The sequence below is a fragment of the Arthrobacter globiformis genome (assembly GCF_046536215.2).
GTDB lineage: Bacteria > Actinomycetota > Actinomycetes > Actinomycetales > Micrococcaceae > Arthrobacter > Arthrobacter globiformis_E.
This window is the reverse complement of record NZ_CM143421.1, coordinates 2,867,447-2,891,175: the sequence shown is the minus strand read 5'-3', so window position 1 is coordinate 2,891,175 and position 23,729 is coordinate 2,867,447. Positions and strand designations below refer to the sequence as shown.

Here is a 23,729-nt window from a genome sequence, read left to right as displayed (position 1 = left end):
ATGCAAACGGTTTACCGTTGACAGATTTACCTGACGGAACGTATGGTGAACGTCACGTTCAACTTTCGAGCATCGCAAGTTGGCCTTCCCCCAATTACGGACATACGAACAAGGGAGTTCCGTGAGCACTACTACGGAAGAAGGCGTGGGCCCCGTGCCGGCGCGCAAGGAATCATTGCCCGCGACGATGGCGGCGGTGCTGCTGACCGGCCATGGTGGCCTGGAGAAGCTTGAGTACCGCACGGACGTTGCCGTTCCTACCCCGGGTGAGGGGGAGGTCCTGATCCGGGTCGCGGCGGCGGGCATCAACAACACCGACATCAACACGCGGATTGGCTGGTACTCCAAGGCCGTTGATTCGGGAACCAATGTTGGCGGCGCTGCTGGGTTCGCTGAGATCACCGATGACGACGCCGCGTGGTCGGGTGAGGCGCTGACCTTCCCCCGCATCCAGGGTGCCGACGTCGCCGGGCGCATTGCCGCCGTCGGCCCCGGCGTGCCGGCCGAGCGGATCGGTGAGCGGGTGCTGGTACGGAACATGCTGCGGACCTATGTCGGCTACCGCCCGTACGAGTGCTGGACGTTCGGCAGCGAATGCGACGGCGGTTTCGCCCAGTTCGCCGTCGCCCCCGCCCGCGAAACGTACGCCGTGAACTCGGACTGGTCCGACGCTGATCTGGCCGCAATCCCCTGCGCCTACTCCACCGCGGAAAACATGCTGCACCGCGCCGGCGTCGGCCCCGAACGCGTGCTCATCACCGGAGCCTCCGGTGGCGTGGGACTCGCCGCCGTCCAGCTCGCCAAGCGCCGCGGCGCCACCGTGACCGCCGTCTGCTCCGCATCCAAGGCCGAGCAGGTCCGGGCCGAAGGTGCCGACCGCACCATCGACCGCGGCACCGACCTCGTGGCCGAACTGGGACGGAACTCTTTCGACGTCGTCATCGATATGGTCGGCGGCGCGCAGGCAGGGCAGCTGCTCGAACTGCTGCGGGCCGGCGGCCGGTACGCCATCGCCGGTGCAATCTCCGGCCCGCTCGCCGAGATCGACCTGCGCACCATCTACCTCAAGGACCTGAGCCTGCTTGGCTGCACGTTCCAGGAGGACGAGGTCTTCGAAAACCTCATCAGCTACATCGAGGCCAACGAGATCCACCCCGTGGTCTCCAAGACCTACCCCCTCGCCGACATCGCCCAGGCCCAGGAAGACTTCCTGTCCAAGAAGCACACCGGCAAGCTCGTCCTCCTCCCGCCGGCCGTCGCTCCGGCCAGCCCCAACCAGACGGAAATCTGAGACATGAAAATCGAACGCATTGAACTTTTCCAGGTGGACCTGCCCTACTCGGGAGGCGTGTACCACCTGTCCGGAGGCCGTACCTACGAATCCTTCGACGCTTCCATCGTGAAGATCACGGCCGACGACGGAACCACCGGCTGGGGCGAGAGCACCCCGTTCGGTTCCACCTACATTGCCGCCCACGCCCTGGGCACGCGGGCCGGCATCACTGAACTCGCTCCCCACCTGCTGGGCCGCGACCCCCGCCGGGTGGACCGGAACTATGACCTGATGGACGCCACCCTCGTGGGGCACAACCACGCAAAAACACCGCTGGACATCGCCTGCTGGGACATCTTCGGCAAGTCGGTGGGCCTGCCCGTCTACGAGCTGCTGGGCGGCGGCACCGGGACCCCGATGGTGATGATCTCCTCCATCCACGTGGGCGATCCCGAAGAGATGCGCGCCCGGGTGGCCGACCACCGTGCCCGCGGCTACCGCGGCCACTCCATCAAGATCGGAACCCCGGACAGCGAAGGCGGGCCCGCCCTCGACGCCGAGCGCATCGCCGCCTGCCTCGCCGACCGGCAGCCGGGGGAATTCTTCCTCGTGGACGCCAACGGCGGCATGACCCCCGAATCCGCGCTGCGGATGCTGGCGATGCTCCCCTCCGGCCTGGATTTCGTCATCGAGGCACCCTGCGCCACCTGGCGCGAAACCATGTCGCTGCGGCAGCGCTGCCGGTACCCGATCATCCTGGACGAACTCGCGCAACAGGACAGCGACCTCGCCTGGGCGATCGCCCACGATGTGGCGGACGGCCTGGGGCTGAAAATCTCCAAGGCCGGCGGACTCACCCCGGGACGGCGCCAGCGGGACGTTGCCCGCGCCGCCGGACTGACCGTCAGCGTCCAGGACACGGTCGGATCCGCGATCGCCTTCGCCGGCATCGCCCAGCTGGGCGCCACCGTTCCCGAAAAGCTGCTCCGCTGCGTGCTCAACTGCGATGACATGGTCACCCTCAAGACGGCGGAGTTCAACTACATCCAGCGCGACGGCGGAATCCTCCCGCCCGAAGCGCCGGGCCTCGGCATCACCGTCAACGAAGACGTCCTCGGCGAACCCGTCGCCGTCTGGGGCGACTAGAGGGGAACTCAGCCGGGAAGCCTCGACGTGATTCGCTAGAATCAAACGGGCTCACGAGAGGTGGAAGTATGGCTGTGGCGCGACGCGTCGCCCGGGCGGAGGCACTGAGCGAGCAGGTGGTGGCGGCCTTGCGGTCCGACATCCTGACGGGCGACCTTCCTCCCGGGGAGCTGCTGGTCGAGGCCGCACTCGCGGAGACCTTCGGCGTCAGCCGCGGCCCGGTCAGGGATGCGTTGCGTACGCTGTCCGGCGAAGGCCTCATCGCAGCGTCCGGCAGGAGCTACCGGGTGGTCGGCCTGGATGAGCAGGACCTCCACGATCTCTTTGCGCTCCGCGAACTGCTCGAGGTTGCGGCCGCACAGCGGTGTGCGGTCTCCGACGCGGACGGGTTCCGGAAGTCGGCGGAGGCAGCCCTGGCCGACATGCAGCGTGCGGCCGACGCAGGGGACGCCGACGCGTTCGCGCGTGCGGACGTGGCGTTCCATTCCGCATTTTTCACCTCCTGCGGCAACCGCCGGCTGCTGGCAGTGTGGGAGCAGCAGGTGCCCACCTTCGGGGAGCTGTTCCGTTTGACCACGGCCCTGGACGAACCCCTGTCGCGCTCCGTGGAGTGGCACCGCCCAATGCTCGACGTCATTTCAGGAGGGGATCCGGAGGCCATTGCAGCCGAGGTCCGCAAGCTCGTGGTGGGCGGCGAGCAACAGATCATCGCCGCCCAGCGCAAGCTGCTCGAACAGCAGGCCGACGCCTGACCCCAAGGCGCCGGATCAGGCGTAGGAGGCCACCGGCCCGCCGAGCACTGACTCATCGGGCGTAACGCCAAGACCGGGTCCCTCGGGCAGGGCGATGTGGCCGCCCACGACCTTGATTCCGTTCTCCGGGTCGAAGTGGCCGTCGATGTATGGCTGCGCGATCCACACGCCCTCGTTCAGGTGCGGCCGCACGGTGGCCCCGACATGCGCGCACGCGGCGGCGATGATGTCTCCGCCCCAGGCGTCGTCCACGGTGTGCGGCAATGACAGGGTCTCGCAGATGTCCCGGACCACAGTCATTGGACGGATTCCGCCGATCCTGGTGATCTTCATGCCGAACCCGTCAGCCAGGTTCGCCCCCACCACACGCAGGACGGTGGGCAGGTTCTCCGTCACCTCGTCGAGGTAGACGGCGTGGTTCAGCTGTGGCCGGACCCGGGCGATTTCCTCGATGGTGTTGCACGGCTGTTCGATGATGAACGGAATGTCCGGGCATTCGAGGCTGAGGCGCAGCGCGTCGCGGCCCGTCAGGCTCCGGTTGGCGTCCACGGCGAGCCGGACCTTGTTGCCCACCCGCTCCCAGACCTTGCGGATCACTTCGATGTCGATTTCCACGGGACGGTTGCCGACCTTGAGCTGCAGCCGCGGATAGCCTTCCGCTGCCCGCTCGGCAGCCTGCGCGGCGACCTGGTCCGGTTCCCCGACGCTCAGGGCGTAGTAGGAGGGGATCCGTTCGGTTTCGACGCCGCCGAGCAGGTCAGCGACGCGTACGCCATAGTGCTTGCCGGTGAGGTCGTGGGCGGCAATGTCGATGGCCGCCTTCGCGTAACCGTGCCCGTTCAGCAAAGAGTCCATCCGGCGGTGAAGCCCAAGCAGGTTGGTCGGGTCGGCGCCGATGAGGCCGGGAGCCATCTCCATCAGGGCGGCGCGGGCACCCTTTGCATGGTGCGGCTGGTACACGGGGCCGACAGGACACGTCTCGCCCCAGCCCACCAGGCCGCTGTCCGTGGTGATCCGGACAAGGGTGCTGTCAACGTCCTTGATCTCGCCGAACGACATCCGGTAAGGCCCGTTCGCCACGGGAAGGTTGTAGGAGTAGACGGAAATTTCTGAAATGCGCAATTTTCTTCCTTAAACGTCGGTGTCAGTGGGCGGAAGGAGGACGAGCTTGCCGGTGTGCCTTTTGGACAGGAAGTCTTCCTGGGCCTGGGCGATCTCGGCGAGGGGGTAGGTCTTGGAGACCACGGGGTGGATCTCGTTGGCCTCGATGTAGCTGATGAGGTTCTCGAAGACCTCGTCCTCCTGGAACGTGCAGCCGAGAAGCTGCAGGTCCTTGAGGTAGACGGTGCGCAGGTCGATCTGGGCCAGCGGGCCGGAGATTGCGCCGGCGATGGCGTACCGGCCGCCGGCCCGCAGCAGTTCGAGCAGCTGCCCGGCCTGCGCGCCACCAACGACGTCGATGACGGCGTCGAAGGAGTTCCGTCCCAGCCCGGCCACGAGGTCGGTGCCGCGGTCGATGGTGCGGTCGGCGCCTTCTGCCCGGACCTGCTCCGCCTTGGATGGGGAGCAGACGGCGGTCACGGTGGCGCCGCGGCGCTTGGCGAGCTGGACGGCGGCGAGTCCCACGCCACCGGAGGCTCCGGTGATGAGCACGCGTTCGGCGCCGACGCCGGCGCGGTGCAGCATGTTCTCCGCGGTGGAGTAGGCGCACGGGATCGCGGCCAGTTCGGCGTCCGACCAGTCCGAGTTCACGGCGTAGGTTTCGCGGGCGGGGGCGACGGCGAACTGGGCGAATCCGCCGTCGCAATCGCTGCCGAACGTCCAGCACTCGTACGGGCGGTAGCCGACATAGGTCCGCAGCAGATTCCGCACGAGGACACGCTGGCCGATCCGTTCGGCCGGCACGCCGGGACCGACGGCGGCAATGTAGCCGGCGACGTCGGCACCCTGGATGCGGGGGAAGGTCAGCGCCTCGCCCGACCATGATGCGTCCGAGTCCGTGATCTCAGCGAACCCAGCAGCGCCGCCAACATTGGTTCCGGAATCAACGGCCTTGGAGTACCAGCCAATCCGCGTGTTGATGTCGGTGTTGTTGATGCCCGCCGCCGCGACCCGGATCAGGACCTCCCCCTCACCCGGGGTGGGAACGGCAACGTCCGTGCGGTACTCAAGCTTCTCCAGGCCGCCATGGCCGGTCAGCAGCACCGCCGCCATTGTTTCGGGCAGTGATTCAGTGCGGGCTGACATCAGCCCTCCTCTCGTGCGGGCACCAGCAGCATGGTGGAGGTGTCGACCCGGTCGTTGGTGTCCTGGCCTTCGGCGAGGGCTGCCGCTTCGCCCTGGCTGGTTACGACCGGCACGGAGCCGAGGAGCGGACGGGCGGCCGTTTCGCGCATCTTCAGCAGCGCCAGGAGGGCGACGGCGGAGAAGAACATGACGTAGAACGCCGGTGCGTAGGAGTTGCCGGTGGCCTCGACGAGGATCTGGCTCACCAGCGGGGTGGTGCCGCCAAACAGTGAGATGGCGACGTTGTGTGTCAGGCCCACGCCGCCGTAGCGGGAAGCCGTGGGGAACAGTTCGGACATCGCGGCGCCGGTCAGGGCCAGGAAGAACGCGCTGGGCAGGGAGACCATGAACAGGGCCAGGTACAGCGACCACACTTCGCCTATGTGCATCAGGGCGAACGCGGGCAGGAGCAGGACGAGGTTGCCGAGCGTGGCGATGGCGTAGACGGGGCGGCGACCGATCCGGTCCGACCACCGCGCGACCACCGGCACGATGAGCGCCTGCAGCAGGAGGATCACCACTGTCGCCACTGCGGTGTAGACGGTGGCCATGCCCACCTGGGTTTCCAGGTACGTCGGCATGTAGCTGGTGACGGTGTAGGACGAGGTCCCGTCCGCGGCGATCAGGGCGATGCCGACCAGGATCTGCGGCCAGTACAGCCGGACGATGTTGGTGAGGTTCTGCCGGACGAAGAGCGGGTTGGTGTTCTCGGTGGCGGTCTTTTCCTGCGCCACCTCAAAGCTGGGCGACTCGGGGATGCGCTTGCGCAGGGAGATGGCGACCAGGCCCAGCGGCAGGGCGAGCAGGAAGGGGATCCGCCAGCCGCCGTCGAGCATTGCCGACTCGCCCCACACGGAGGTGGTGACCATGGTGGTGACCGCGACGACGGCGGCGCCGGCGGCGAAGCCCAGCTGCGCTCCGGTGTTCAGCAGCGCCGTCCAGAAGCCGCGGTGCCGGTCCGGGGAGAACTCGGCCACGTAGGTCGCGGCGCCGGAATACTCGCCGCCCGTGGAGAACCCCTGCAGCATCTTCAGCAGGTACATCGGGACGAGGACCCACAGGCCCACCTGCCCGGCGGTCGGCAGCATGCCGATGACAGTGGTGGCCGACGCCATCAGGGCCATGGTGAAGAAGAGGACCTTGCGGCGTCCGATCCTGTCTCCCAGCGGACCCAGGATCATGCCGCCAAGCGGCCGCACGATGAACGAGACCGCGAAGCCCAGCAGCGTCACCAGCAGCCCCGTCCGCTGGTCCATGCCCTCGGTAAACACGCTGGTCATGGTGATCGCCAGGTACCCGTAGATGCCGATGTCGTACCACTCGATGAAGTTGCCCACGCCGGCGCCGATCTGGGCCTTGCGCAGTTCACGCTTGTCGACGACGATGCAGTCTTCCGCCCGCAGCCGGCGGGAGGTCTGGGGTGATGTTGGGAGTTGTGTGCTCGGATAATCGGACATCTTTGTCTTTCGTTTGTGTGGCTACTGGTTGGGGGGCCCGGCGAGGTCAGACGAGGCGTACGCCGTCGACGAGGCGCGGTGCCGCGAACGGGTTGTCCTCCCGCAGCTCCGGGGGAAGCAGGTGCTGCGGGAAATTCTGGAAGGCCACCGGGCGGAGGAAGCGGGTGATGGCCGCGGTGCCGACGGACGTCGATCCGGGCACGGTGGTTGCCGGGTACGGTCCGCCGTGCTGCTGCGCGTAGGTGACGGAGACACCGGTGGGCCACTGGTTCCACAGCAGCCTGCCGGCCTTCTCCGCCAAAACTGCTACAAGGTCCTGGACCTCGCTGGCAGGCTCCGCCTGCAGCGTCGCGGTCAGTTGCCCCTCGAAGGTCTTCGCCGCCTCGACGAGTTGGGACTCGTCGTCGTACTCGACGACGAAGGCGGCGGGGCCGAAGCACTCCGCCTCCAGCGCTTGGGGGTCGGCCAGGAGCCGCTCCACGCCGGTGCCGAGCAGCACGGGTGCGGGAGCGCCGGAGCCGGCCGCCGCGGTGTTCAGCACCTGCACGCCGTCGATGCCGGAGAGTGCCTCCAGAACGTGGTTGAAGCCCGCCTCGATCCTGCCGTTCAGCATTGGCCCGACGGCCGGCAGGGACGCGTTCCGCAGTTCCTCCACCATGCCGGTGCCGCGGGGGACGAACATGATGCCGGGCTTGGTGCAGAACTGTCCGGTGCCCAGGGTGAAGGATTCGAGGAATCCGGCAACGATTTCCGCGGCGCGGGCCTGCGCCGCATCACGGGTGACGAAGATCGGGTTGGTGCTTCCCAGCTCGCCGTAGAACGGGATGGGGTCCGGGCGCCCGTTGGCTATGTCCTGGAGGGCGCGGCCGCCGGGAATGGAGCCGGTGAATCCTGCCGCCTTGATCCGGCTGTCCGCCAGGACCGCGGTCCCCGCGTCGCGGCCGAAGACAACGCTGAGCAGGTGGGGATCCACGCCGGCCGCCTTGAGTGCGTCCTGCACCACGGTCCCGGTCAGCCCGGACAGGCGCGGATGGCCCTCATGGGCCTTGACGACGACGGCGTTCCCGGCCGCCAGGGCCGAGGCGGTGTCGCCGCCGGCCACCGAGAAGGCAAACGGGAAGTTGCTCGCGGAGAAAACAGCGACCGGTCCGATCGGCCGGAGGGACCTGCGCAGGTCCGGGCGGGGTGCTCCCATCGGCCACTCGGGATCGGCGTGGTCGATCCGTGCATCGAGGTATCCGCCCTCGCGCAGCACGGTGCCGAAGAGGCGCAGCTGGAAAGCGGTGCGCTTCAGTTCGCCGCGCAGCCTTGCCTCGGGCAGGTGCGTCTCCTCGAGGGCCACCGGCACCAGGCGGTCCGCGGCTTCTTCCAGGGCATCTGCCACGCGGTCCAGGACGGCCGCGCGGCCCGCCGGCGGTGTGGCCGACCAGCCGGCGTGGGCGGCGGCGGCCGCCGAGAGGATCTCTGCCGTTGCGGCGGCTGAGGTCTCCTGCGTGTCGATGTGAGTGACCGTCATCTCGGTGAATTCCCTTCGGGGTGGTTGGTGTGAACCCCGGGAATGCCACCCTCAGATGCGGGTCGCTATCCCTGCGGTGCGGGGTTCATGCGCTGCTGCACACGTTCTGCAACAGCAATCAGGCGGGCCGGCAGCTGCGCCTGTGTTTCTTCGTTGTCCATGCGGTGGCGGGGGCCAACGACAGAGATGGCTCCGACGAGAGTCCCTACCGAGTCCCGCACGGGGGCGCCAAAGGCGATGATGCCGTCCTCAAGCTCCTCGACCGTGCTGGCCCAGCCTCGTTCCCGAACGGCCTCCAGCTCCCTGGCCAGGTCCTCGTGCTTGGTGATCGTCAGGTCCGTGAGCGCCTCCAGCTGCTCTCCCAGCGCCAGGCGCACCTGTTCCGGCGTCAGCTCTGCGAGCAGCACCTTCCCGGTGGCTGAGGCGTGGTGCGGCCACCGCATGCCGTACATCTCGGACATCCGCATCCCCAGGGAACGCGGCGATGTCTGGAGCACCAGGTCCAGCTCGTACAGGCCGTGCCTGAGGCTGAACGTGACCGTCTCGCCGGCTTCGTCGGCAAATTCCTCGAGGACGTCCTTGATCCGGGGCACCAGGCCGGAGGCCGGGTTGACGGACTGGGCGATGCGGCCCAGGTCCCATCCCAGTGTGTACAGCGTGTCCTGCCGGTCCACGATCCCTTCCTCCTCCAGCGTCATCATGAGGCGGAAGGTGGTGGCGCGGGCCAGGTCGATCTTCTTGGCGACGTCGGTGACCGTCATGGGGGTCTCCGACGCCGCCAGAGCGCGCAGAACCCGGATGGCCCGTGTCACCGAGCGGTTCGCTGCGAATCCCTGCTGGGGTGGGTCCTGCGTGGTGCTCATCGTCGGTCAGGGCCTTTCGGGTAGAGGTCTTTTCAACCCTAACCGGCGGCGGTGTAGTCGAAGCTGACCTCTCCCCACCCTTCAAAGCGGCCGGTGATGCGGGTGCCGGGGACCATCCTGGCTGCGGCAAGGCAGCTGCCGGGAAGGATCAGCTGGCCGGCCTTCAGGGTGATGCCGTACTCCGCGACCCGGCGGCACAGCCACACGAGGGCGGAGATCGGGCTGCCGTAAATGTCCGCGGTGTTTCCCTTGGCCACGACCTCACCGTCGAAGGTGATCTCACCCGGAGTGTCGGAGAGGTTCACATCGCTGAGGCTCCGCGGCTGGCCGCCGAGGATGACGCCGGCGCTTGAGCCGCTGTCGGCCAGCGTGTCGAAGATGCCGATGTTCCAGTCGCGGACCCGCGAGTCGATGATCTCCAGTGCCGGCACCACGAAGTCGGTGGCGGCAATGATGTCGGCAACGGTCACGTTGGCGCCGCCGACGTCGCGCTTGAAGACGAAGGCCGGCTCCAGTTCGATGTACGGCTCGATGAATTCGGCCTCGGAGCGGGGCAGGTTCTCCGGGTAGAACTGGCTGGCGAGCAGGTAACCGTAGTCGGGTTCATCGACGCCGAACTTTGCCTGCATGGCCTTGGCGATGTTTCCCAGCTTGAAGCCTGCGACGCTGTCGCCGGCGGCCACCTGGCGGCGGATCACTTCCTCCTGGACCCGGAAGGCGTCAGCGACGGTGGGCCCGTCTTCGGCCCGGATCAGGGTGTCGACCGGGGTCCGGGCCGCCTTGGCGTCAAGGATGCGGTCTGCGGTCTCGAGGATGTTAATTGGCATTGTTCTGTACCTTTCGGCGGGGGGAGCGCTGGTCACCGAGGTGCCAGATGCTCATGGAGGAAAGCATTTCGCGGGGATCCCACACCACCGATTCGGAGGTGATCACCCCGTCCTGATGGCTGATGAACGAGGCACCCTGGACGGTCACCGTGCGGCCCGTCGGGGGGACGCCCATGAAGTCGCCGGTGTGCTTGCCGGCGGTCTCCCAGTGGATGGCCACGAGGTTCTCGTCCTCGAGGGCACGCAGGACCGTGACCTGGAAGTCGCTGAAGGCGCGGTGGGATTCCTGGATCTGCTCCACCACCTGGGCCAGCCCTTCCGGGCCGGTCTTCGACTGCCGGACATAGTCCGGGGCGACGAGGCGCTCGAAGGCTTCCGTTTCGCCGGCACCCCAGGCCTTAGTCCAGGCCTCGGTCACCCGGTTAAGCATGCTGGTCATGTCGCTACGCCTTTCCGGCCGGGGCGGCTGCTGCGGCCGGGGCGGCTGCTCCGGCAGGGGCGGGGGCGGGCCACTGGTTGAAGTCGCCGAATTTGCCGCCGCGGAACAGCAGGGCCTCCCCAACGCCTGGGACGAGTTCCTCGATGGAACCGACGATCATGTAGTGGTCGCCGGCCACGACCTCGGAGAGCACTTCGCAGTCGACCCAGGCCGTGGCGCCGGAAATCCGGGGGGTGCCGATGGGGCTCGTTTCGTAGTCGACGCCGTTGAACTTCTCATCGCCCTTGCGGGAGAGCGCGCGGCACACGGGCAACTGCTCCGTGGAGAGGATGTTGGCGGTGAACCGGCCCAGGGACCGGAGCGTGGGCCAGGTGCTCGAGGACTTGTCGACGCAGAACGTGACGAGGGGCGGATCGAGGGACAGCGACTGGAACGTGCCGACGACGAATCCGCGGGGAGTGCCGTCCTCGGTCAGACCAGTGATGGCCGTGACACCCGTGGGCAGGGCGCCGAAGACCTGGCGCTGCACGGCGGGGTCGATGGATGTGGTTTCGGCGGTAACGATGATGGACATGGTTGACCTCCTTTACTGGGCCTGGGTGGTGAGGGAGTGGTGGTAGGCGGCGCCCGGGTGGTCCGAAGCCAGCCGGGCCTGTCCTGCGCCGAAGAGGCCTTCGCGCAGGGTGTCGCCGTCGTAGGAGGTGCGCATAACGCCGCGGGCCTGCAGTTCGGGAACGACGTAGCGGACGAAGTCCTCGATGTCCCGGAACTTGACCGCGTGCGAGATGTTGAAGCCGTCCGCTCCGGTCTCGTCGATCCAGGACGCCAGTTCGTCGGCCACCGTCTGGGGGCCGCCGACGATCACTGGCGAGGTGCCGCCGATGCCGTTGTATTCGGCGATGTCGCGAGGGGTCCAGCGCTTGTCCGGGTCGATCTTGGTGAAGAAGTTGACCATGGTCTGGCCGGCGTTGGTCTGCACGTTCTCGAACGGCTCGTCCGGGTCGAACTGGGCCATGTCCAGGCCGGTCCAGCCGCTGTAGCGGGCCATGGCGCCGTCGTAGTCAACGTATTCCTGGTACTCGCGGTACTTGGCCTGCGCCTCCTCGTCGGTGGCGGCGCTGATCACGGTGACCATCTGCAGGATGGCGATGTGGGAGGGTTCGCGGCCGACCTCGACGGCCTTGGCGCGCAGCGCGTCGATCTGCTTCTTCAGGCCGGGCTTCGTCGCGGAGTTCATGAAGACGGCCTCTGCGGTCTTGGCCGCCAATTCCACGCCGCGGGGTGAGCCGCCGGCCTGGAAGATCACCGGGGTGCGCTGGGGGGACGGTTCGCAGAGGAAGATGCCCGGCACGGTGAAGTGCTTGCCCTCGTGGCCGATCTGGTGAACGCGGCTGGGGTCCACATACGTCCCGGTCGCCTTGTCGCGCACGACGGCGTCGTCCTCCCAGGAGCCTTCCCAGAGCTTGAGCGCCACGTCGATGAATTCCTCGGCGATCTCGTAGCGGTCGTCGTGCGCCGTCTGGGTGCCGGTTCCGAGGTTGCGGGCGGCGCTGTCGGAGTAGGACGTGACGACGTTCCAGCCGATGCGGCCACGGGTGAGGTGGTCAAGCGTCGAGAACTTCCGTGCCAGCGCGTACGGGTGGTCGTAGGCGGTGGAGGACGTCACGCCGAAGCCCAGGTGGCGGGTGCCGGCAGCCATCGCAGGAATCAGGTATGCCGGGTCGTTGGCAGGAATCTGGGCTGCGTCCCGCAGGGCCCCGTCCACCTCGCCGCGGTACTTGTCGTGGTAGCCGTTGTTGTCGGCAAAGAACATGCCGTCGAAGCCGGCGCGTTCCAGCATCTGCGCGTATTCGACCCAGCGCCGGACATCCAGGTAGTCCGCCCCGCCGTCGTTCTCATGGCGCCACAGGCCGGCCGAAAGATGCGCCGGTCCGTTGAAGTCAAAGGCAAACACCTTTATTTGCTTTGCCATTCCATTCCCCTTGTGTGTGTTCATTAGATGAACAGAGTATTTATCTGTTGAACACTAAGGTAAAGTGGTGCGAGACACATCGTCAAGTCCCCTCCCACTTTCGAGAAAGGAAGTGCAGCATGAAGATTCCCGGTGAGACGAGCAGGCCCAGCCCGCTCACGGCACCAGAACTGAACCTGACGGACCGCGGGCGCCGCGGGGTCTGGATCGACCTGCAGGACCCGGCCTCGATCGAGCTGATCTGCGCGGAGGGTCCGGACTGGATCTGCATCGACGGGCAGCACGGGCAGCCGGAGTTCCCGGATTTGCTGGGCCTGATCGACGCGGCCAACGTGTTCGGCGTCCCGGCCATCGTTCGGGTGCCGGGACACGACGTCGGCAGTGCCGGCCGGGTGACCGACGCCGGCGCCCAGGGCATCATCTTCCCCACGGTGGAGGACGGCGCCGCGGCGTCGGCGCTGGTCTCGGCGCTGCGCTTTCCCCCTCGCGGCGGGCGCAGCTACGGACCCGTCCGGCGCTCTCCCCGGTACGCGAAGCCAACCCCCGGTGTGGCGGCGGACGATCCGCTGGCCATCCTCATGGTGGAGACCCGGGCCGGCTACGACAATCTCGACGCGATCCTGGCCGCAGACCCCGACGGCATCTTTGTGGGCCCCTACGACCTCTCGCTGAGCCTCGGCGTTGACTTCGACACCCTGATCTCCACCGACCCGGACGGCATCCTGCGCGATATCGCCGGGCGGTGCGCCGACGCCGGCATTCCGGCCGGAATCTACTCTGGTTCGCCGGAGCTGTCCGCGGCGCCGGCCAGCTGGGGATACAGCTTCATGCCCATCGCCTCGGACTACTCGCTGCTGTCCACCGCGACCCGCGGCGTCCTGGCAGAGCACGCCGCCCGCTACGAGACCGTGAGCCTGTAGACAGCATGGAGCTCGAAGGCAAAGTCGCGCTGGTCACCGGCGGCGGGCAGGGCATAGGACGCGGCATCGTTGACCGGTTCCTGGAAGAGGGGGCGCAGGTCGCCGTCGTCCAGCGCCGGGCACTGGGGGAGGAGCTCCTGCGCCAGCCGGGCATTCTGGGCATCCAGGCAGATCTTGGCGACCCCGCCGCCATCAAGGAGGCTGCCGACCAGGCCGCCGGGCACTTTGGCGGCATCGACATCGTGGTCAACAACGCCGGCATCATGTTCGAGCGCAGCGTCGCGGACATCAGGCTGGACGAATGGGACCTGATGATGGCCATCAACATGCGTGCCCCGCTGTTCCTGGCCCAGGCTGCCCTGCCCCACCTGCAGCGGCGGGGCGGCGGAAGCATCATCAACGTGGGGTCCATCGAAGGACTGTCGGCGAATCCGCTGCACGCTGCCTATTGCGCGTCGAAAGCCGGCGTCCACGGCATGACGCGCGCCATGGCGGTGGATCTGGGCAAGGACGGCATCCGCTGCAACGCCATTGCCCCCGGGTGGATCGCTTCGGAGTTGAGCGAAAACTACCTGGGGTCCCAGCCGGACGCGGCCGGCGCCCGGGAGGCCCTGAACCGCTTGCACGCCGTCGGGCGCGTGGGCCAGCCCAGCGACGTCGGGGACCTGGCCGTTTTCCTGGCCGGCGACCGGTCAGGCTTCCTGACCGGAGAGATCCTGGTGCTCGACGGCGGCAGGACGGCAAAGCTGCCGCTGCCCTTTTAGGGCTACCCAGGCTCTGCCTTGGACACTTAAACAGCGGTGGTGCCCGGCCCCTCAGGGGGCCGGGCACACCGCTGTTTGGCCGGCTCTACCGGGCCTTGTTGTGCATGACGTGCTTGGTGCGTGAGTAGTCGTCCAAGGCGTAGGCGGAGAGGTCGCGGCCGTAGCCGGAGCTCTTGAACCCGGCCCAGGGCATTTCGTTGGCCAGCGCCAGGTGCGAGTTCACCCAGACCGTGCCCGCGTCCAGGCGCGAGGAGACGTCGTGGCCCCGCTGCGCGTTGAGCGTCCACACCGACGCAGCCAGGCCGTACGGCACACCGTTGGCCCGCGTTACTGCCTCTTCTTCGGTGGAGAAGGTTTCCACGGTGACTACCGGTCCGAAGATCTCCTCGAGCGTGCAGGCCGCGCCTTCCGGAACGTCCACGAGAACCGTCGGAGCAATGAAGTAGCCCTGGCCCTCCAGGGCGCCGCCGCCCAAAGCCGCGCGGGCGCCGTCGGACTGTGCCCGTTCAAGGTGCCCCACAACGCGCTCGTAGTGGGCCTTCGAGATCATCGGACCGATTTCGACGTCGGACCCAGCCGTCGGCTCGCCGACCACCAGAGTGCTGACCTGCTGCACAAGCAGTTCGGTGAAGCGCTCGGCAACCGATTCGTGCACCAGCACGCGGGTTCCGGCGCCACATTCCTGGCCCGAGTTCCAGTATCCGGCCGCGCGCAGGGACTCGGCTGCAGCGGCGAGATCCGCGTCCTCGAAGATGACCACGGGGGCCTTGCCGCCCAGTTCCAGGTGCACGCGTTTGACGGTGTCGGCGGCGGCGCGGGCTACGGCACGGCCGCTGTTCACCGAACCGGTCAGGGCGATCATGTCCACCTGCGGGTGTTCGGCCAGGCGCTGGCCAACCACGGGACCGAGGCCCGTGACGATGTTCAGCACGCCCGCGGGCAGCAGGTCCGCGGTCAGCTCGGCGAACTTCAGCGTGGTCAACGGGGTCTGCTCTGAAGGCTTGAGGACGATGGTGTTGCCTGCGGCCAGGATGGGTGCGATCTTCCAGACCGCCATGAGCAGCGGGTAGTTCCACGGAGTAACGACGCCGACGACGCCCAGCGGTTCGCGCAGGATCACCGAGAGGTGGTCCTGGGCGTATTCGCCCGCGGCGATCGAGGTCTGGGCACGGACAGCCCCGGCCATGAAGCGGAACGAGTCGATCGAGGAGGCGACGTCATCCTCGGACACCATGAGCGGCTTGCCGCAGTTGGCGGACTCGATCCGGGCCAGCAGGTCCGCGTTCTCGGACAGCCGGTCCGCGATGGCCAGCAGGATCTCTGCGCGTTCCTTCGGAAGTTTTCGTCCCCATGCCTGCTTGGCCTCCAGTGCTGCAGCGACCGCGACGTCGACATCCGCCGCGGTGCCTTGCGGCACCTCGCAGAGGGTCGCCTCAGTGCACGGATCGACAATCGCCTGCGTCTCACCGCTTGAACCGGCTTGGAACTGTCCTGCGATGAAGTGCTGGGTGGGGGGAAGCTCGCCGGCGGCGAGCAGCGGTGTGGGCTCGGTGGGCCGGCGCACGGCGCCGGAAATGGTCTCGGTGGTAGAGGTCATGATCACTCCTAAGTAATGAACGGGATAAGGGTCAGGCGTACGCAGCTTCGAGCTGCAGCTCGGCAATGAGTTTTTCCAGGCGCGCCACGGACACGGGGTCCAGGTCTTCGGTGGGGCGGCGGGGCGAGCCGATCGGGTGTCCGAGCAACCTCAGGGCCGCCTTGACCGACGGCACGAAAGGCGAGGACAGGACGGCGTCGATCAACGGATAGATGCGGTTCCATTTAGCCCGTGCAGCAGTGAAGTCACCGGCCGCGACCGCCCGTTGGGCGGCCACGATCTCCCGCGGCACGATGTTCGCCGTGCCCGCCATGACGGCAGCCGCACCCTCGGTCAGGGCAGCCAGGATCAGGCTGTCCCACCCGATGATGGTGGAGATGTACTCGCTGTGGTGGTGGATCAGCTGGGTGGCCTGCCCCATGTCGCCGCTGGAGTCCTTGATGTATTGGATGTTCTCCACTTCGCGGGCGAGCTTCCCAACAAGATCGGGCTCAAGGTTGATCCCGACGGGTCCAGGCATGTTGTACAGCATCACTGGGCGCTCCACAGCCTCAGCTACGGCGCGGAAGTATCCGTTGACCTCGGAAATCGAGGGCGCGTCATAGTAGGGGGCGACCACCATGAGCACGTCCGCACCGCATTGCTGCGCGTGGAGGGACAGGTTGATGGCCTCCTGGGTGCTTGTCGCGCCGGTCTGGGCCACCACCGGCACCCGGCCCGCGGTGTGCTCGACGACGGTCTCCACTACCAGGCGCCGCTCGTCGGCGCTGAGCGCCGCGAACTCGCCCGTGGAGCCGCAGGCCACCACCCCATTGACCCCGGCCTCAATTGACCGATCCACAAGGTACCGCAACATCGCGACGTCGATCCCGCCGTCGGACGTGAACGGCGTGGCAAGCGCGGTCAGTACACCGCTGAGCTGAGTGGACATCACTGGAACCAGCTATCGGCGTCCTTGCGATTCTGGGGTGTCTCAAGCCACTTCTTGGCGCCTTCCACCGGATCCTTGGCCTGGCTGACTGCGAGCATGAGGCTCGCGAACTGGTCATCGGTGATCTTGAAGTTGGACATCCACTTGACGACCTCGGGGTCCTTCGCTGCGAACTTCTTGGACAGCACCACGAATGAACCGTCCGGCTTGGGCCAGGCGCCCATGTCATCCGTCAGCACCTTGATGGGCATTTCGGAAAAGGCCCAGTGCGGCGTCCACAACGTTGCTACGAGCGGCTTGTTCTTCGCCGCGGCGTCCTTGAGTGCCGCGAGCGTTGCAGGCGTACTTCCCGCCACGATGTTGAGCTTGTCCGTTGCCCCGTATTTATTCAGCACGTCGGGGAGGATCTTCATCTCGCCCGAGCCTGCTTCAATGCCGACAATCTTCGAATCGTATTTGGCAGCGTTCTGGACGACCTCCGAAATGGTGTTCTCGGGGACAGACTTCGGCGCGACCAGGACCAGGCGGTCGTTCGCGAAGAAGGGCTTGTCCAGGATCTGCAGCTTGTCCTTGTACTTGTCCACGTACGTGCCGTGCGTTGACGGCAGCCATGCGTCCAGGTAGCCGTCCAGGTCACCGCGGGCGACGGCGGAGAAGCCGGCGGCGAGGTCCACCTGCTTGGTCTGGAGGGTGTAGCCGTGCTCGCTGAGCAGTTGCTGCCACAGTCCGTTGACGGCGACGGTGTCGTCATACCCGGCCACTGTGGCGACAGTGATGGTCTTGTCACTGGCCGCGGAATTGCTGGCGGTGGTGCTGACTCCGGAGCATGCGGCCACGGAGGCGGTGAGGAAGGCACAGGCCAGGAAGGCCCCGATCTTCTTGTTCAATGTAGGTCTCCAATATGAGGGGTGGGCGTGGGGAGGATTAGTGGGCGACTGCGGTTGCGGGTGGTTTGGCTGCCGGGGTCGCGGCCGCAGCCTTCTGTTCTTTGCGGATGCGCCTGCGGCGAAGGACGTCACCGAGGGACTGGGCGCCGCTGGTAACACGGTCCAGGTAGACGGCGAGGATCACGACGGCGACTCCGCCTTCGAAGCCGCGGGCGGTGTCGAGTTGGGCAACGCCCTGGACGACGACACCGCCCAAGCCCCCTGCCCCGACGAGTCCTGCGACAACCACCATGGAAAGGGCGAGCATGATGACCTGATTGACGCCGGCCATGATGGAGGGGAAGGCCAGCGGCAGCTGGACGTCTTTGAGGATGATGCTTCGCTTAGCCCCGAACGCCGTGGCGGCTTCGAGGAGTTCGACGTCGAGCTTGCGGATCCCGAGCTCGGTCAGGCGCACCGCCGGAGGAATGGCGAACACGATCGTGGCGGCGATGCCGGGGACCGTGCCGACGCCGAAGAAGAAGACCGCCGGGATGAGGTACACGAACACGGGCATGGCCTGCATGAGGTCAAGGATCGGACGCACGATCGCGCTCACCGTGGAGTTCAGGGCCGCCCAGATCCCCAGGGGGATGCCGATGGCAAGGGAGAACAGCACCGACACGAGCACCACGGCAAGTGTGGACATGCTCTCCACCCACAGTCCGATTGAGAGGATCAGCAGGAACGCCAGCACGGAGAAAACGGTCAGGCCGAGGCTCCGTGTCAGGACCGCTGCCAGCCCCGCCAGGATGACGATGATCACGAACGGGTGCAGACCGACCAAAGCGTCCTGCACGCCGCCGACGATCCCGTTGACCAGCCAGGCAGCGCCGTCGAAGAACCATCCGAAGTTGGCCAGCATCCAGTCGATGACGGACGCGAACCAGTCGCCTATGTTAAGACGCATAGCTGTTCCCCTTGGGTGAAAGTGCCGCAAAGACTTCCCTTGCGGTCAGGTGTCCGATTGATTCCCCCTGGTTGTCCACGACGATGACCCGGTCCGCGCCTGCTGCGAAGACCGGCAGCACTTCGTGCAAGACGGTGCCCTCGGCGACCTGTTCGGCGTCGTTGCCGTAGGGGGCGGAGTCTTGTGATGGTGTGGTGTGCCGGGCGATCATGCCGGCGGTGACGACCCGGCTGCGGTCGACCTCGGCAACGAACTCCTCGATGTAGGGATCGGCCGGTGCTTCGAGCAGGTCCAGCGCTGTGCCGGTCTGCATGTTTTTGCCCTGCTTCATCACCATGATGCGGTCTCCGAGGTACATCGCTTCGTTGAGGTCGTGGGTGACGAAGACAATGGTCTTCTTGAAGTTGCGCTGCAGTTTGACCAGGAGTTCCTGCATTTCCTTGCGGATGAGCGGGTCCAGGGCGCTAAACGGTTCGTCCATCAGCAGGATTTCGGCGTCCGTGGCAAGCGCCCGCGCCAGCCCGACGCGCTGCTTCATGCCGCCGCTGAGCTGGTCCGGCATCGCGTGGATGCGGTCTCCGAGGCCGACGAGTTCGAGGGCCTCGGCGGCCTTTGCCTCCCGGGTCTCCTTGTCCACGCCGCGCACCTTCAGCCCGAAGGCGACATTGTCGACGAGCGATTTGTGCGGGAAAAGCCCGAAGTGCTGGAAGACCATGTTGATGGTCTGGTTCCGGTAGGCCCGCAGATCAGCCGACACCAGGCCGAGGACGTTCTTGCCATCGACGGTGATGGCTCCGTCCGTGGTGCCGATGAGGCGGTTGAGCATGCGGATGATGGTCGACTTCCCCGAGCCGGAAAGCCCCATGATGACGAAAATCTGTCCCCGCTGTACCTCGAAGGACACGTCGTCGACGGCGGTGAAACCTTTCGGCGCGGACTTCTTTAGCAGCCCCAGGCGCTGGGACTTGCCAAGACGGTAGACCTTGGTGAGGTGGTCGACCCTGATAAAGGGCGCTTCGGCGTTCATGGTCTCCCCGCCGCGTTTCGTTGCGGGCGCTGTTGTAGGCACGGTGCTCACGCGTTTCTCCTGACCTGCTCGCCGAGGTGCCAGATGTTCATGGAGGACAGGAGTTCCCGCGGATCCCACACGACTGATTCCTCGGTGATGAGTCCGTCCCTGTGGCGCAGGAACGACGCGCCGTTCACCGTCACGGTGCGGTTGGTCGGCGGAACTCCCATGAAAGTTCCGGTGTGCGTGCCGATGCTCTGCCAGTGGATGGCGACGAGCTCCGAGTCTTCGACGGCCTGCAGCACGTTCACGCGGAAGTCGGAAAATGCGGCGTGCGACTCCTCGATCTGGCGGATGACCTCGGAGAGCGCTTCCTCTCCGCTCTTGGAATGGCGGCGGTAGTTGTCGGCCACGATGCGTTCGAAGGCACCTGTGTCCCCGTCGCCCCAGGCGCGTGCCCAGGCTTCGGTGATGCGCGTCAACATAGTCATCGCTCTTCTGCTTTCTTCATAAAGCTCTGTTCCTTAGTTCACTAGATGAACAACCCGGTTACTGGATGAACAACAGATTAGAGTGGCCTAGCTCACAGCGTCAATACGTTTGGTGAAATTCTGAACACTTAGCTCAAAATGTGAACGGATGCGCGCGCTTTATTAACGCCAGTCGATGAAGAAATGAAGGTGCTGCGGGCGCGCGAAACCGGCGCCCGGCATCCGGGCAGGCGGGGCCAGAAATTGCCCACGGTTTTGGGCGGGGAGGAGCCTGTTTTAGGCGCTGGCCGGCAGGGTGCTGGTCAGCTGGTGGGTCAGCCGGCCGGCGGTTTGCAGGAGGAGCTCCCGGGACCGCTCGATGGTTTTTTCGCCTGCGATCCGGTGCTTCGGGCCCACCATGGCCAAAGCCGCGAACATTTGGCCGACGTTGTCGCGGAGGGGGACGGCCATGGCAATGATGCCGTCCTCGAGTTCATCGTCGATGTGCGCCCATCCTTCACGGCGGACGCGGTCGAGCTCCGTGCGCAGCTGCGCCTGGTCCGTGATGGTCCGTGACGCGAGCTTGGGCAGCTCCTCGCCCATGACACTGGCCACCTGTTCCGGGGGGAGTTCGGCAAGCAGAAGTTTCCCGGTTGCCGTGGCGTGGTGGGGCCACCGCATGCCGCGCATGTCCGACATCATCACGCCAATTGACCTCGGGGCTTCCTGCAGGACGAGGTCGTATTCGAAGAGGCCCTGGCGCAGGCTGAGGGTGACTGTCTCCCCGAGCTGCTCGGCAAGCGCGTGCACCGTGTCCCGGACCCGGGCAACCAGCCCGGCCGCAGGGTCTGCAGACCTTGCAACGCGCGCCAGGTCCCAGCCCAGCGAATAGTGGGTGTCCATCCGGTCCACGAAGCCCTCTTCCTCGAGGGTCAGCAGGAGCCGGAAGACCGTCGGCCGGGGCAGGCCAACCATCTTGGCCACCTCCGTGGCAGTGGTGGCCCGTGAGCTGGCGGCCAGGGCCCGCAACACGCTGATGGCGCGCGCCACCGACCTGTTGGCACTGACCGTGCCTTTGGACCGGGACTCCGGCTGACTCACAAGACGGGCCTTCCGAGTAGTTTTCCCTTCAGGCTAGTACATGGAACACCCGATATAGTGGAGGGCATTATGGACGACCCTCCTTCACATATGCCCTGGCCCCTCACCCACTTGACCGGCAAGCCGGTTAGCACGGGAGAGGGGCGCCCCCAATGAATGAATGGATCATGATCGGGATCGGCCTGATCCTGACAGTCGGCACCGGATTCTTTGTGGCATCCGAGTTTGCCCTGGTCAATCTTGACCGCAACGACCTGGAAGCGCGCCAGGCCCGGGGTGAGAAACGCCTTGCCCCCACCATCAAAGCCCTGAAAATCACGTCGACGCACCTTTCCGGTGCGCAGCTGGGCATCACCCTTACCACCCTCCTGACCGGTTACACCTTTGAGCCGGCCATCAGCAGGCTGCTGAGCGGGCCGCTGGCGGCGGCAGGGTTCCCGGCGGGCCTCGTGCCCGGTGTGGGTGCCGTCGTCGCGATTTTCATCGCCACCATCTTCTCGATGGTGATCGGCGAGCTGGTGCCCAAGAACTTCGCGCTGGCACTGCCGCTGGCCACCGCCAAGGTGGTGGTCCCGTTCCAGGCCCTGTTCACTGCGGTCTTCAAGCCCGTCATCCTCCTGTTTAACAACACCGCGAACGCCGTCATCAGGTCCTTCGGCATCGAGCCCAAAGAGGAGTTGTCAGGTGCCCGCAGCGCCGAGGAGCTGAGCTCGCTGGTCCGCCGTTCCGCGCTGGAAGGCGTCCTCGACCTCGACCACGCGGCCCTGCTGCACCGGACGTTGCGCTTCTCCGAGCACAGCGCCGCCGACGTCCTGACCCCGCGCGTCCGGATGACCGCCGTGAACACCGATGACACGGCCGAGCAGATCATCGCGCTGGCCAGTTCCACCGGCTATTCACGGTTTCCCGTCATCGGCCGGGACCGGGACGACGTCCTCGGCGTGCTGCACGTCAAGCAGGCCTTCGCCGTGGCCCTCGGGGAGCGCGCCAACGTGCTCGCCGCCGACCTGATGATCGAACCGCTCATGGTCCCCGAATCCATGGGCGTCGACTCCCTCCTGGTGCTGCTCCGCAAACAGGGCCTCCAGGTGGCCATCGTTTCTGACGAGCACGGCGGAACGGCCGGCATCGTCACCTTGGAAGACCTGGTGGAGGAAATCGTGGGCGAACTGGAGGACGAGCACGACCGCGCCCGCGTGGGCGTGGTCCGGACCGGCCGCTCCATCACCTTCGACGCGTCGCTGCGCCCTGACGAGCTCCTCGACCGGACCGGCATTGCCGTGCCGGACGGCGAGGACTACGACACTGTGGCAGGTTTCGTCGCGGACCGGCTGGACCGCATCCCGGAACTCGGCGACGAGGTGGCCATCGACGGCGGCACGCTCCGCGTGGAGCGGGTGGCCGGCACGCACGTGGGGCGCCTGAAGTTCACGCCGGAGGAATCGGCAGAGCCGCCCAAGAGCGCGCACGACCGGATCATCGACAGCCTTACACAGGAGCTGACCCATGAGTGAGTATCTTCCGGGCATCATCTGGCTCGCCGTCCTGCTGGTGGTCAACGGCTTCTTCGTCGGCGCCGAATTCGCCGTCATCTCCGCCCGCCGGTCGCAGATCGAGCCCAAGGCGGAGGCAGGCAGCAAGGCCGCGAAAACCACCCTGTGGGCCATGGAGCACGCCACGCTCATGCTGGCCACCAGCCAGCTGGGCATCACCGTCTGCTCGCTGGTGATCCTGAACGTTTCCGAACCGGCGATCCACCACCTGCTGGAGATCCCGCTGGGACTGACGTCCCTGTCAGGTGAGGCGATCGGCATCATCGCCTTCGTGGCGGCGCTGCTGCTGGTGACCTTCCTGCACGTGGTCCTCGGGGAGATGGTCCCCAAGAACATCTCGTTCTCGGTCCCCACCCGCGCAGCGCTCATCCTTGCACCGCCGCTGGTCATGGTGGCGCGCGTCTTCAAACCGGTGATCTGGACCCTGAACGGCATTGCCAACTCCATCCTCCGCCTGTTCCGGGTGGAGCCCAAGGACGAGGCCACCAGCGCCTACACCCTGGACGAGGTGGCCAACATCGTGGAGCAGTCCACCAGGGAAGGCGTCCTGACGGACAACACCGGCGCCCTCAGCGCGGCCTTCGAGTTCACCGAAAAGACCGTGGCCGACGTCGAGGTTCCCATCGCGGAGATGGTGCTCCTGCCGGCGTCGTCGACGCCGGCGGACATCCAGCGGGCGGTGGCCGAGCACGGTTACTCCCGCTACATCCTGACCGACGGCGACGGCGACCCCTCCGGCTACCTCCACCTGAAGGACGTCATGGACCTCACCTCGGCGGAGAAATTCAGCCGGCCGGTGCCGGAGAAACGCATCCGCCGGCTGGCCTCGACCTTCCGCGGCAGTGAGCTCGAGGATGCCCTCGCCACCATGCGCCGCACCGGCGCCCATGTGGCCAGGGTCTTCGATGCGCGGGGGAACACTACCGGCGTGCTGTTCCTCGAGGACATCATCGAGGAACTGGTGGGCGAGGTGCAGGACGCCACCAGCAGCTCCTAAACAATAGAACCCGGAACGCA

Annotated in this window: 23 protein-coding genes; 7 read left to right on the top strand and 16 right to left on the bottom strand. The window is 66.5% G+C overall.

Features of this window, described 5'->3' with window-relative positions; genetic code table 11:
• Positions 1 to 121 precede the first annotated feature (121 nt).
• The 3 genes from R5O87_RS12960 (at position 122) to R5O87_RS12950 (ending at position 3,171) form a co-directional block, all read left to right on the top strand.
• The gene (locus R5O87_RS12960) at positions 122 to 1,291 is read left to right on the top strand and encodes an alcohol dehydrogenase family protein (protein ID WP_410558065.1); all 1,170 of its coding nucleotides are present in this window, start codon (positions 122 to 124) and stop codon (positions 1,289 to 1,291) included.
• 3 nt (positions 1,292 to 1,294) lie between these two features.
• Entirely contained in the window at positions 1,295 to 2,419 is a 1,125-nt protein-coding gene (locus R5O87_RS12955; RefSeq protein WP_410558066.1) for a mandelate racemase/muconate lactonizing enzyme family protein, read from the top strand.
• A gap of 68 nt (positions 2,420 to 2,487) precedes the next feature.
• A complete protein-coding gene (locus tag R5O87_RS12950; RefSeq protein ID WP_410558067.1) occupies positions 2,488 to 3,171 on the top strand; it encodes a GntR family transcriptional regulator in 684 nt (227 codons plus the stop codon).
• Between the two features lie 15 nt (positions 3,172 to 3,186).
• Here the strand turns inward: R5O87_RS12950 and R5O87_RS12945 are convergent, their stop codons facing one another.
• The 9 genes from R5O87_RS12945 to R5O87_RS12905 form a co-directional block, all read right to left on the bottom strand.
• Positions 3,187 to 4,293 (bottom strand): mandelate racemase/muconate lactonizing enzyme family protein, encoded by a 1,107-nt coding sequence (locus tag R5O87_RS12945; protein WP_410558068.1) that lies wholly within the window; start codon positions 4,291 to 4,293, stop codon positions 3,187 to 3,189.
• 9 nt (positions 4,294 to 4,302) lie between these two features.
• Positions 4,303 to 5,418, bottom strand: coding sequence for an alcohol dehydrogenase family protein (locus R5O87_RS12940; protein WP_410558070.1), 1,116 nt, complete (start codon positions 5,416 to 5,418; stop codon positions 4,303 to 4,305).
• The gene (locus R5O87_RS12935) at positions 5,418 to 6,914 is read right to left on the bottom strand and encodes an MFS transporter (protein ID WP_410558071.1); all 1,497 of its coding nucleotides are present in this window, start codon (positions 6,912 to 6,914) and stop codon (positions 5,418 to 5,420) included. Before R5O87_RS12935 ends, R5O87_RS12940 begins: the two co-directional genes overlap by 1 nt.
• A 46-nt stretch (positions 6,915 to 6,960) precedes the next feature.
• Positions 6,961 to 8,430: an aldehyde dehydrogenase (NADP(+)) gene (locus R5O87_RS12930; protein WP_410558072.1), complete on the bottom strand. Its 1,470-nt coding sequence runs from the start codon at positions 8,428 to 8,430 to the stop codon at positions 6,961 to 6,963.
• Positions 8,431 to 8,495: 65 nt separating this feature from the next.
• Complete coding sequence (locus R5O87_RS12925) at positions 8,496 to 9,293, bottom strand: IclR family transcriptional regulator (protein WP_410558073.1); 798 nt, start codon at positions 9,291 to 9,293, stop codon at positions 8,496 to 8,498.
• Between the two features lie 38 nt (positions 9,294 to 9,331).
• The gene (locus R5O87_RS12920; RefSeq protein ID WP_410558074.1) at positions 9,332 to 10,120 is read right to left on the bottom strand and encodes a 2-keto-4-pentenoate hydratase; all 789 of its coding nucleotides are present in this window, start codon (positions 10,118 to 10,120) and stop codon (positions 9,332 to 9,334) included.
• Positions 10,110 to 10,559, bottom strand: coding sequence for an ester cyclase (locus R5O87_RS12915; RefSeq protein WP_410558075.1), 450 nt, complete (start codon positions 10,557 to 10,559; stop codon positions 10,110 to 10,112). Before R5O87_RS12915 ends, R5O87_RS12920 begins: the two co-directional genes overlap by 11 nt.
• A gap of 4 nt (positions 10,560 to 10,563) precedes the next feature.
• The gene (locus R5O87_RS12910) at positions 10,564 to 11,133 is read right to left on the bottom strand and encodes a flavin reductase family protein (RefSeq protein ID WP_462836300.1); all 570 of its coding nucleotides are present in this window, start codon (positions 11,131 to 11,133) and stop codon (positions 10,564 to 10,566) included.
• A gap of 12 nt (positions 11,134 to 11,145) precedes the next feature.
• A complete protein-coding gene (locus R5O87_RS12905; RefSeq protein WP_410554308.1) occupies positions 11,146 to 12,531 on the bottom strand; it encodes an LLM class flavin-dependent oxidoreductase in 1,386 nt (461 codons plus the stop codon).
• Positions 12,532 to 12,650: 119 nt separating this feature from the next.
• Between R5O87_RS12905 and R5O87_RS12900 the strand changes: the two genes are divergently transcribed.
• Positions 12,651 to 13,451 (top strand): HpcH/HpaI aldolase family protein, encoded by an 801-nt coding sequence (locus tag R5O87_RS12900; protein ID WP_410554307.1) that lies wholly within the window; start codon positions 12,651 to 12,653, stop codon positions 13,449 to 13,451.
• 5 nt (positions 13,452 to 13,456) lie between these two features.
• Entirely contained in the window at positions 13,457 to 14,215 is a 759-nt protein-coding gene (locus R5O87_RS12895) for an SDR family NAD(P)-dependent oxidoreductase (protein ID WP_410554306.1), read from the top strand.
• An 85-nt stretch (positions 14,216 to 14,300) separates the two neighbouring features.
• On the opposite strand, the gene R5O87_RS12890 is transcribed toward R5O87_RS12895, so the two are convergent.
• From R5O87_RS12890 to R5O87_RS12860, 7 genes are all read right to left on the bottom strand, one after another.
• Positions 14,301 to 15,812, bottom strand: a complete 1,512-nt coding sequence (locus R5O87_RS12890; protein WP_410554305.1) for an aminobutyraldehyde dehydrogenase — start codon at positions 15,810 to 15,812, stop codon at positions 14,301 to 14,303.
• A 31-nt stretch (positions 15,813 to 15,843) separates the two neighbouring features.
• Positions 15,844 to 16,743, bottom strand: a complete 900-nt coding sequence (gene dapA, locus R5O87_RS12885) for a 4-hydroxy-tetrahydrodipicolinate synthase (protein WP_410554304.1) — start codon at positions 16,741 to 16,743, stop codon at positions 15,844 to 15,846.
• Positions 16,743 to 17,630 carry a glycine betaine ABC transporter substrate-binding protein gene (locus R5O87_RS12880; protein WP_410554303.1) on the bottom strand — a complete coding sequence of 296 codons (888 nt, stop codon included), beginning with the start codon at positions 17,628 to 17,630 and terminating at the stop codon, positions 16,743 to 16,745. The genes dapA and R5O87_RS12880 overlap by 1 nt, the downstream gene beginning before the upstream one ends.
• Positions 17,631 to 17,667: 37 nt before the next feature.
• Entirely contained in the window at positions 17,668 to 18,579 is a 912-nt protein-coding gene (locus tag R5O87_RS12875; RefSeq protein WP_410554302.1) for an ABC transporter permease, read from the bottom strand.
• On the bottom strand, positions 18,569 to 19,657 hold the full coding sequence (locus R5O87_RS12870) for a betaine/proline/choline family ABC transporter ATP-binding protein (protein ID WP_410554301.1): 1,089 nt from the start codon (positions 19,655 to 19,657) through the stop codon (positions 18,569 to 18,571). Before R5O87_RS12870 ends, R5O87_RS12875 begins: the two co-directional genes overlap by 11 nt.
• Positions 19,654 to 20,079 carry an ester cyclase gene (locus tag R5O87_RS12865; RefSeq protein WP_410554300.1) on the bottom strand — a complete coding sequence of 142 codons (426 nt, stop codon included), beginning with the start codon at positions 20,077 to 20,079 and terminating at the stop codon, positions 19,654 to 19,656. Before R5O87_RS12865 ends, R5O87_RS12870 begins: the two co-directional genes overlap by 4 nt.
• Positions 20,080 to 20,355: 276 nt before the next feature.
• Positions 20,356 to 21,159 carry an IclR family transcriptional regulator gene (locus R5O87_RS12860; RefSeq protein ID WP_410554299.1) on the bottom strand — a complete coding sequence of 268 codons (804 nt, stop codon included), beginning with the start codon at positions 21,157 to 21,159 and terminating at the stop codon, positions 20,356 to 20,358.
• A 152-nt stretch (positions 21,160 to 21,311) separates the two neighbouring features.
• On the opposite strand from R5O87_RS12860, the gene R5O87_RS12855 reads away from it, so the two are divergent.
• Both R5O87_RS12855 and R5O87_RS12850 read left to right on the top strand, forming a co-directional pair.
• The gene (locus R5O87_RS12855) at positions 21,312 to 22,673 is read left to right on the top strand and encodes a hemolysin family protein (protein WP_410554297.1); all 1,362 of its coding nucleotides are present in this window, start codon (positions 21,312 to 21,314) and stop codon (positions 22,671 to 22,673) included.
• Positions 22,666 to 23,709: a hemolysin family protein gene (locus R5O87_RS12850; RefSeq protein ID WP_410554296.1), complete on the top strand. Its 1,044-nt coding sequence runs from the start codon at positions 22,666 to 22,668 to the stop codon at positions 23,707 to 23,709. Before R5O87_RS12855 ends, R5O87_RS12850 begins: the two co-directional genes overlap by 8 nt.
• Positions 23,710 to 23,729: the final 20 nt, after the last annotated feature.